Annotated in this window: 9 protein-coding genes; 3 read left to right on the top strand and 6 right to left on the bottom strand. The window is 51.2% G+C overall.

Going from position 1 to position 8,351, the window contains the following annotated elements; genetic code table 11:
• Positions 1-458: 458 nt before the first annotated feature.
• Positions 459-611, top strand: a complete 153-nt coding sequence (locus V2P20_RS01720) for a hypothetical protein (protein ID WP_194969386.1) — start codon at positions 459-461, stop codon at positions 609-611.
• A 116-nt stretch (positions 612-727) separates the two neighbouring features.
• Here V2P20_RS01720 and V2P20_RS01715 read toward each other — a convergent pair whose 3' ends face one another.
• The 4 genes from V2P20_RS01715 to V2P20_RS01700 all read right to left on the bottom strand — a co-directional run bounded on the left by V2P20_RS01715 (position 728) and on the right by V2P20_RS01700 (position 3,485).
• Positions 728-1,867: a methyltransferase gene (locus V2P20_RS01715; protein WP_331815441.1), complete on the bottom strand. Its 1,140-nt coding sequence runs from the start codon at positions 1,865-1,867 to the stop codon at positions 728-730.
• Positions 1,868-1,922: 55 nt separating this feature from the next.
• Positions 1,923-2,489: an elongation factor P-like protein YeiP gene (yeiP, locus tag V2P20_RS01710; RefSeq protein ID WP_331815438.1), complete on the bottom strand. Its 567-nt coding sequence runs from the start codon at positions 2,487-2,489 to the stop codon at positions 1,923-1,925.
• 176 nt (positions 2,490-2,665) lie between these two features.
• The gene (locus tag V2P20_RS01705; protein WP_331815435.1) at positions 2,666-2,974 is read right to left on the bottom strand and encodes a (2Fe-2S) ferredoxin domain-containing protein; all 309 of its coding nucleotides are present in this window, start codon (positions 2,972-2,974) and stop codon (positions 2,666-2,668) included.
• A 67-nt stretch (positions 2,975-3,041) separates the two neighbouring features.
• Entirely contained in the window at positions 3,042-3,485 is a 444-nt protein-coding gene (locus V2P20_RS01700; protein WP_331815433.1) for a ferritin-like domain-containing protein, read from the bottom strand.
• Between the two features lie 135 nt (positions 3,486-3,620).
• Here V2P20_RS01700 and V2P20_RS01695 point away from each other — a divergent pair, with 135 nt between their 5' ends.
• Complete coding sequence (locus tag V2P20_RS01695; RefSeq protein WP_331815431.1) at positions 3,621-4,784, top strand: sorbosone dehydrogenase family protein; 1,164 nt, start codon at positions 3,621-3,623, stop codon at positions 4,782-4,784.
• Between the two features lie 246 nt (positions 4,785-5,030).
• Here the strand turns inward: V2P20_RS01695 and V2P20_RS01690 are convergent, their stop codons facing one another.
• Complete coding sequence (locus V2P20_RS01690) at positions 5,031-6,326, bottom strand: dicarboxylate/amino acid:cation symporter (RefSeq protein ID WP_331815429.1); 1,296 nt, start codon at positions 6,324-6,326, stop codon at positions 5,031-5,033.
• A 32-nt stretch (positions 6,327-6,358) separates the two neighbouring features.
• Positions 6,359-6,865, bottom strand: coding sequence for a C40 family peptidase (locus V2P20_RS01685; RefSeq protein WP_331815427.1), 507 nt, complete (start codon positions 6,863-6,865; stop codon positions 6,359-6,361).
• A 247-nt stretch (positions 6,866-7,112) separates the two neighbouring features.
• On the opposite strand from V2P20_RS01685, the gene V2P20_RS01680 reads away from it, so the two are divergent.
• Positions 7,113-8,177 carry an NAD(P)-dependent alcohol dehydrogenase gene (locus V2P20_RS01680; RefSeq protein ID WP_331815424.1) on the top strand — a complete coding sequence of 355 codons (1,065 nt, stop codon included), beginning with the start codon at positions 7,113-7,115 and terminating at the stop codon, positions 8,175-8,177.
• Positions 8,178-8,351: the final 174 nt, after the last annotated feature.

Below are 8,351 nucleotides of genomic sequence, written 5' to 3'. Positions count from 1 at the left end.
TTTGGCGTTGTCTAATAGTTGAGGTAAGGTAATCATCCGTCCTATATGGCGATACTGAACCTCAAATTCAAGGAGTCAACAATGCTTGGGTATCTCCCCGGAATCCAATAAGAGCCTATACAATTTACTCTCCTAATAAATCTGCTTCTGACGTTGCGTTGGTGCAACAGAGTCATTGAGATAAATTTGTACCGCGCAGAGGGCGGCGGATAATGAATGGCAGAACTTGTCCACCATGAAACGTCATATCAACTGATTCCAATTTCTAGCTGAAAATGGCGACCTTTGTTTGCTTGATGATGGGATTCATGCCGAATCAGGACAATCAGCCCCATAATTATTTCAAAAAAAGAAATTATTAATTAATAATTAGCCATATTGTCAACTAATAAGTGCGTCTGTATAGTATGCCTCAATTCACTTATTTCCTATTCTCAACATACTAACGGATCTTCAAAATGACTGATTTTCAAAGAGATGTTTTAATTGGCCTGATGTTCATCACCGGTGTTTTCGGTTTTATTTCCGGCGAATTCATTGTTTCTACCGTTCTGTTCGCAGCATCGGCTATTTTTAGCAACATATTCTTCAATCGCAAGCTGCACAGCTAAGATTTTTTACCATCTCCTGGTATTGCACTCCAGATAGTGACGATTGATTGTCCTGTTTGACCTCTCATACTCCCAATGCTCTTTTCGGCATTGGGAGTTTTTTTGCCCTAAAGTTACTAGCCGTTGACACGGGCCCGCAAAATCACAAATTTCGCATTGGCTGCGACGACCGAACAGGTGCCGAAAAGCCGTTTAAGCACGACGTGATAATCCAGATGACGATTGCCGATCACCCATAACTCGCCGCCTGGCCGCAATATCCTGCGCGAATGCTTGAACATGCTCGAAGCGATCTGATCGCCTACGGTATGCTGCTGGTGAAAAGGCGGATTGCAAAGAATCAAGTCGGCCGAATTCGGCTCAAAATCCGTCACTCCATCGCCGGCGCGAAATATCGCCTGCCGCTTCGCTCCCAAAGCGCGACGGAAATTTTCTTCGGCGGAAGCCACGGCCATAAAGGACTCATCAACAAAGTGAACGGTCGCCTGCGGATTGCGTACAGCCGCCATCAGGCCGACTACGCCATTGCCGCAGCCCAGATCAACAATATCGCGCGCTTCGGGCTTGACGGGCAGGTGTTGCAGAAAAAAGCGCGTACCGATGTCGAGGCTGTCGCGCGAAAACACGTTGGCATGATTAGCAATCAGATAATCGGTGCCCTCGAGCCGATAGCGAACCGGATAAGGATTGGCCGGCACCATCCGCTTCGGATCCGGCGAAGCGAAAATCAGCCGCGCCTTCTTGTGCGCCAGAGATGTTGTCGTCGGTCCGACCAGACGCTCCAGTATTTTCCAGACTGAAGCCGGCAATGCCTTTATCATGCCGCCCACGATAATCTGCGTCGATGAGGTCAAATGCGGCTGCAGGCGTATCAGTTCATCCTCCAGTAAAGCCAGTGTCTTGGGCACTTTGATCAGAACCCGATCGAAGACGCCGCCCGGTGCGTCCAGGCTGCTCAGCAGCCTGACGCTGTCTTCGGCCAGGCCATTCTCGGCCAGATTCATGCGTGTCGCCTGCTGCGACAGATAGGAATCGGACATCGCCTGCGGCCCAAAACGGCTCAGGGCCACGGCCAGCGCGCCGAATGTGTCGTTGAGAATTAAAATCCGGGCATCGGCCGGCAGTTTCCCGTCTTCGGCCAGATAATCGAGCAGGTATTCATCGGCTGCGTCCCAGGCGCGCAGCAATTCGCGCGCACGCAACGGCAGGCGATTCAATTTGAATTCGCCCTGAGGTACGGTTAAGAGATTGTCCACACGAGGTCTGTCATAGGGGCAACCGCGGGATTGCCCAATTCAATAGTAGCCAATATTAAGCGCGCGACATGAATTTGCCGGTCAGGGTATTTATTTTGATCAGCTCTTCATTTTCCAGGTATTCCGGCACCTGGACTTCCAGGCCGGTTGTCAGGCGCGCCGGCTTGGTGCGGCCTGTCATCGTCGCGCCTTTAATGCCGGGCGCCGTCTCCACGATCCTGAGCGCAACCGATCCGGGCAATTCGATAGCCAGCAAGGCGTCATCTATCAGCAAAGCCACTATGCCTTCGAGACCTTCGGTCAGGTATTCCCTCTGCCCTTCCAGATCCTCGGCACTGAGGCTGTACTGGGTATAGTCTTCCATATTCATGAAGATGTAATTGTCGCCATCGATATAAGAAAACTGCACTTTGGCGCGTATACAGTCGGCGTCCTTATAGAAATCATCGCCCTTTAAAGACTCGTCCAGCTTCTGGCCCGTCTTGAGATTGTTAAAGCGGACTTTATACAACGTCGTCGCGCCGCGGGACGAAGGGCTTCTGACTTCGACTTGCTTGACCACATGCGGAATGCCGTTGATTTCGACAACCATACCTTTTTTTAAATCACTGGCCCTTGCCACAAAATTCTCCTTACGATAACCCCTGCCGCCGTACAACAAGGTTATGGATTAATGATCAATGAAGGCCGCTCAAACCGATAGCGGCAATTTTTATATTGGGGCAGCCATTATATCGCAGAAGCGCGGCTTGACGCAGTCCGTCAAAGACAACCAGTAGGCTGGATGGGTTTGTTCGCCTAGATCTTCAAGCGCTCGACGATCCGCCCATGCTGCAGATGCTCTTCAATAATCTCGTCGATATCGGCCTTATCGCGATAGGTGTACCATACCTCTTCAGGATAAACCACCAGCACAGGCCCTTCGCCGCAGCGATCCATGCAGCCGGCGTTATTGATGCGGCACTTGCCCGGCCCGTTCAGTTGCAATTTTTTAACCTGATCCTTGGCATAATCGCGCACAATCGAAGCGCCGCGGTTCGCACAGCAGGCACTGCCATTCTCGCGCTGGTGGGTACAGAAAAATACGTGGTATTTATAATAGCTCATGGCAATTCACATCATAGTCTTGTCAGCCGCCTATTTTATCGCGACCTGGAAATTTACACAGATTTCTTTACTGGCCGGGTTTTCTGAGCATTTTGCGCACTTCGCTCAGATGCGTTTCCTCCTGCGCGATCAGGCGCCTGGCATACTCCTCCAGCATCACGTTTCTGTCTTTCACCAGCTCCAGCAATTCATAATAAGCCGATAAAGCCAGCATTTCATGCTCCAGCGATTCCGTAAGGATGTCGCCGATGTCATGACGGTGCGATTCCAGCAACGGGCCGATGCCAAGAGAAGGATGTCCGCCAAAATTGGTAATCAATTCACCTGCTTCATTGGCATGAGTCAAGGATTCGGCTGCCTGACCGCGCAGCCACGAAACAATGGGGATACGGTTATAGCCATATATCATCAATGCGTAATGCGAATAACAAACAACACCGGCCAATTCGGTTTCCAGGATTTTATTCAGCACGGCCACCACTGCGTCATTATCGATTCCGGTTTCAGCCATAGTAATCTCCAAGAAAATATTGATGAACGTCTTACTCATTTGAAAAGAAACTTCCTGATTGGTGCCCGTTCAAATAACAAAAATGCGACTTGAAACAGCCCCGAAAAGAATTTTGATAATCGGATGGACATTCCTATGCATAAATCTCTTTGGACACTGGCGCGTATCATTATCATAGGAGCCATTCTAGGATTCCTGGTTTCCCGTTTGTTCGGCATCAATACGCCCGTTCTGAAGAAAAATCCGCCGGCTGAAGAACAGCTGAGTGCGCGCTTACGCCTGCCGCCGGGATTTTCGATTTCAATCTATGCAAAGAATTTACCGGGCGCCCGCATGCTGCGTTTTACTGAAGCGGGCGATCTGCTGGTAAGCCTGCCCTCTGACGACCGGGTCGTATTGCTTGAGCGGGATGACAATCATGACGGCGCGCCGGATGGCAGACGGGATCTGCTGACCGGGCTGAAACGGCCGCACGGCCTGGATTTCTATCAGGGACGTTTGTATGTTGCCGAAACCGATGCAATCGGGCGCGTACGCTTCGATGCCCGATCACGCGCGACACAAGGCGAATACGAGCGTATCGTCACCGATATTCCGGGCGGCGGCAATCACTGGAGCCGCACGGTGCGGTTCGGCCCGGATGGCCTGATGTATGTATCGGTCGGATCGAGCTGCAATGCCTGCCTGGAAAATACCCCGAAGCGGGCGGCCCTGCTGCGCTATGACCCGGACGGAGGACATGAAACGCTATTTGCGACGGGGCTGCGTAATACGGTCGGCTTTGACTGGCATCCGGTCACTCATGAACTGTTCGGCGTCGATAATGGCCGTGATTTTCTAAGCGATGACTTCCCTCCCTGCGAACTTAACCGGATTGAACAAGACAAATTTTACGGATGGCCTTATGCCAATGGCAATAAAGTCCCCGATCCCGATTTTGGTGCCGGCAATGAGGAAAGAATAAGCGGCAGCGAGGCCCCAATTCATGAATTTGCCGCCCATGCCTCGCCTCTTGGCATCACTTTTCTTCGCAGTAAAAACTTGCCGTCAAAATTTAAAAACTCAGCGTTAGTGGCTCTGCATGGTTCCTGGAACCGCACCCAAAAAATCGGCTATAAAGTTGTATCGCTGCATTTCGAACCCAATGGTGCGATCAAGGAACGTGACTTTATCACAGGTTTTGAGCGGCAAGGCGATGTCATAGGCAGACCAGTTGATGTTGCCGAAGGGCCGGACGGCGCTATCTATATTTCGGATGACTTTACCGGCAGTATTTACCGGATTTATCGGCATCAATAATGTGTCACGATCAGCTTCGTGCCGGGCCATGAAATCATTGGAAAAGCAGCTTCAAGCGGAATGGGGGTTGCAACCCCGTTCCTAACGTTTCTGCAATGTCTGAGCTAAGGGACTGCACTAACCAATATCAAACGTTTCGGACAGGGCAACATGCCCTGTCCGGCTAGGTTATGAATAATATAAAACTTCGCGGCCTTCGTGTTCTTCGCGGTAAAAATCCACGGCCATTATGTGACATGAGAGGAATTATTCAGGAATCTGCAGCTCAACCGCTTCGCCCATACCGTTAAGCTCCGCATCAAGCTGTTTCCTGTCCAGTTCACTTTCCCATTTAGAGGCAACCACGGTCGCAACGCCGTTGCCGATGAGATTGGTCAACGCGCGCGCCTCGGACATAAAGCGGTCTATGCCGAGAATCAATGCCAGCCCTGCCAGCGGAATGGCCGGAATGGCCGACAGCGTCGCGGCCAGGGTAACAAAGCCGCTGCCGGTCACGCCCGATGCGCCCTTCGAGGTCAACAGCAAGATGCCCAGAATCGTCAATTCCTGGGTCAGCGTCAGCGGCGTATTGGTGGCCTGTGCGACAAAAATCGCGGCCATGGTCAGGTAAATCGATGTCCCGTCCAGATTGAATGAATAGCCGGTCGGAATCACCAGTCCCACGACCGGTTTCGAACAGCCCAGCTTCTCCATTTTCAGCATGATGCGCGGCAATACCGATTCCGAAGAAGACGTGCCCAGCACGATGAGCAATTCATCCTTGATATAGCGTATGAATTTCAGAATACTGAAGCCCGCCAATCGCGCAATCAGTCCCAGCACGATCAAAATAAACAGCAGGCAGGCCAGATAAAAGCTGCCCATCAATTTCGCCAAAGGCGCGAGCGATGCGATGCCGTATTTGCCGATAGTAAAAGCCATGGCGCCGAAAGCACCGATCGGCGCCAGTTTCATGATAGTTGCCACAATGCCGAAAAGCACCTGCGAGATCTTGTCGATGAACAGCTTTACGTCTTCGCCGAACTGCCCCAGCGCAGCCAGCGAGAAACCGAACAACAACGCAAACAGCAGCACCTGCAGAATGTCTCCCTTGGCGAAGGCATCGACAACACTGGCGGGAATGATATTGAGCAGGAAATCCACCGCGTTTTGCGATTTCGCCGCCGTCGTATAGGCCGTCAGGCTTTTGGTATCGAGCGTGGCGACATCAATATTCATGCCCGCGCCGGGCTTGATGACATGGACCACGATCAATCCGATGACCAGCGCCAACGAACTGACGGCCTCAAAATAAACCAGCGCCTTGATGCCGACGCGTCCGACCTTGTTCATGTCCCGCATGCCGGCGATACCGGAAACGACAGTACAGAAGATGATCGGCGTGATGATCATCTTGATCAGCTTGATGAAGCCGTCGCCCAGCGGTTTCATGGCGATGCCGGCTTCAGGATAGAAATGGCCGAGCAAAATGGCCAGAGCAATAGCCGTCAATACTTGAAAATAAAGCTGCTGATAAGGTTTCTTTCGGGTTTGCGCCTGCATGAATAACTTTTTCTAAGGATAAAAATTCCAGTTTAGCGCCATTGTATGGGACGGCGTGCGCCAATCAAATGCTGGCGCCAGTATTGATTATTCAGACTGGATACCAGCACTCTGCCGGTACGTTGACTGGGTGCATGGATGAAATTATTATCGCTGATATACAGGCCGACATGGGAAAACTGGCGACCATTGGTGTTGAAAAAGACCAGATCGCCTGAGCTGAGATCATGTATTGAAATTGAAGGCAGCGACCGAGCCATCTCGCGTGTCGTACGCGGCAAGGAAATACCCTGCCGTTCATAAACGTGCTTGATAAAGCCGCTGCAATCGAAGCCTTCCTGCGGCGAATCCTTGCCGTAGCGATAAGGCACGCCTTGCAGGCTTAGAGCATAATCCACAACCGGCGGCCGTTGCGACTGCATGGGCCTTGCGGGAGCGACTTTAGGCTCATGGGCGCAACCGGCAAACAAAACAGCCACCAGCGCCAAGGCAAGCCGGATGGAAAAATACAGATTGTTTGACCCAGCGGAATTTTTCAATGGCTATTATGCTAGAAACAGTTAAAGATTATTAACAGAAACCATTTATAACTAAATGATTACGCTATCATAGCTGAATCCAATTATGAGCGCATATAGTCCTCTTGAAAAATCTTTTGATGATTTTAAAAGCCTAAACTGTCCCAATTCTTTGAATTGGCTTTATTGTGAATTGCAAATGTATGCGCCAGTGCGCCGCTTGATACCGGCTGGCTTATATGAAAAATCTCTTAACAGGAGCATTATTATGCAGAAAACTATCGGCTATGCCGCCCATGATCACCATGCTCCGCTCGTACCATTCCGCTTTGAGCGACGCGATCCCATGCCGACTGATGTCCAGATCGAGATTTTATTCTGCGGCGTCTGTCATTCCGATCTTCATCAGGTTCGTAATGAATGGGGCGGTTCGGTTTTCCCGATCGTGCCGGGCCATGAAATCGTTGGCAAAGTGGCCGCTATCGGCAGCGCCGTAACGGATTTTAAAGTCGGCGAACTGGTCGGCGTCGGCTGTCTGGTCGATTCATGCGGAACCTGTCCCGATTGCCATGATCATCAGGAGCAGTTCTGCGATGCGGCCACCTTCACCTATAACAGCCCTGATCCGCATAACGGCCGCATGACTTATGGCGGCTATTCCAGCCGGATCGTTGTCGATCAGCGTTTTGTCCTGCATATCTCGGATAGCCTCGATCCGGCAGCGGCAGCGCCCTTGTTATGCGCGGGCATTACCACTTACTCCCCGTTGCGGCACTGGCAGATAGGGCCGAACGACAAAGTCGGCATTGTAGGCTTAGGCGGGCTCGGCCACATGGCAGTAAAATTCGCGCGCGCGTTTGGGGCTCATGTCGTGTTGTTCACAACCTCTGCAAGCAAAATAGAGGATGCCAAGCGTTTAGGCGCGCATGAAGTGGTCGTATCGAAAGATTCCGAGGCGATGGGCAAGCAGCGCGCCAGCTTTGATTTCATCCTGGATACTGTGGCCGCCTCGCATAATCTGGATGACTACACGGCATTGCTCAAGAGGGATGGCACTTTATGTCTGGTGGGCGTGCCCGATCACGCGCATCCTTCCCCGAACGTGGGCAATCTGATCTTCAAGCGCCGCCGCATTGCCGGCTCTCTCATCGGCGGCTTGAAGGAAACGCAGGAAATGCTCGATTTCTGCGCCCAGCACCACATTACGGCCGACATCGAAATCATTCCGATCCAGCAGATTAATCAAGCCTATGAGCGCATGCTGAAAAGCGATGTGAAGTACCGTTTCGTTATCGACCTGGCCAGTTTGAAGCGCGATACAGAGAGCGGTTAGCCTTCTTTTTTCAACAAAAGGATTGTCTTGAATCTATTTCTTCCCCAATCAAAAAAACTTAAGTTTCGCTTATTTTTGAAACCGATATTTCTGGTAAAGTTCGAAGAAGAAAAACTTTTGATCATCCAGTTAACAGATTGATATTCGCCGCCGAGCCTGCTCAATAATAAACAA

This window comes from Methylobacter sp. Wu1 (assembly GCF_036553575.1).
In the GTDB taxonomy this organism is placed as follows: Bacteria; Pseudomonadota; Gammaproteobacteria; order Methylococcales; family Methylomonadaceae; genus Methylobacter.
This window is presented reverse-complemented; position numbering and strand designations above follow the sequence as displayed.

Excerpts from the sequence above, each read along its gene's own strand:
- V2P20_RS01690 (WP_331815429.1), bottom strand. The coding sequence starts at position 6,326 with ATGCAGGCGCAAACCCGAAAGAAACCTTATCAGCAGCTTTATTTTCAA.
- V2P20_RS01720 (WP_194969386.1), top strand. The coding sequence starts at position 459 with ATGACTGATTTTCAAAGAGATGTTTTAATTGGCCTGATGTTCATCACC.
- V2P20_RS01700 (WP_331815433.1), bottom strand. The coding sequence starts at position 3,485 with ATGGCTGAAACCGGAATCGATAATGACGCAGTGGTGGCCGTGCTGAAT.
- V2P20_RS01695 (WP_331815431.1), top strand. The coding sequence starts at position 3,621 with ATGCATAAATCTCTTTGGACACTGGCGCGTATCATTATCATAGGAGCC.
- V2P20_RS01705 (WP_331815435.1), bottom strand. The coding sequence starts at position 2,974 with ATGAGCTATTATAAATACCACGTATTTTTCTGTACCCACCAGCGCGAG.
- V2P20_RS01680 (WP_331815424.1), top strand. The coding sequence starts at position 7,113 with ATGCAGAAAACTATCGGCTATGCCGCCCATGATCACCATGCTCCGCTC.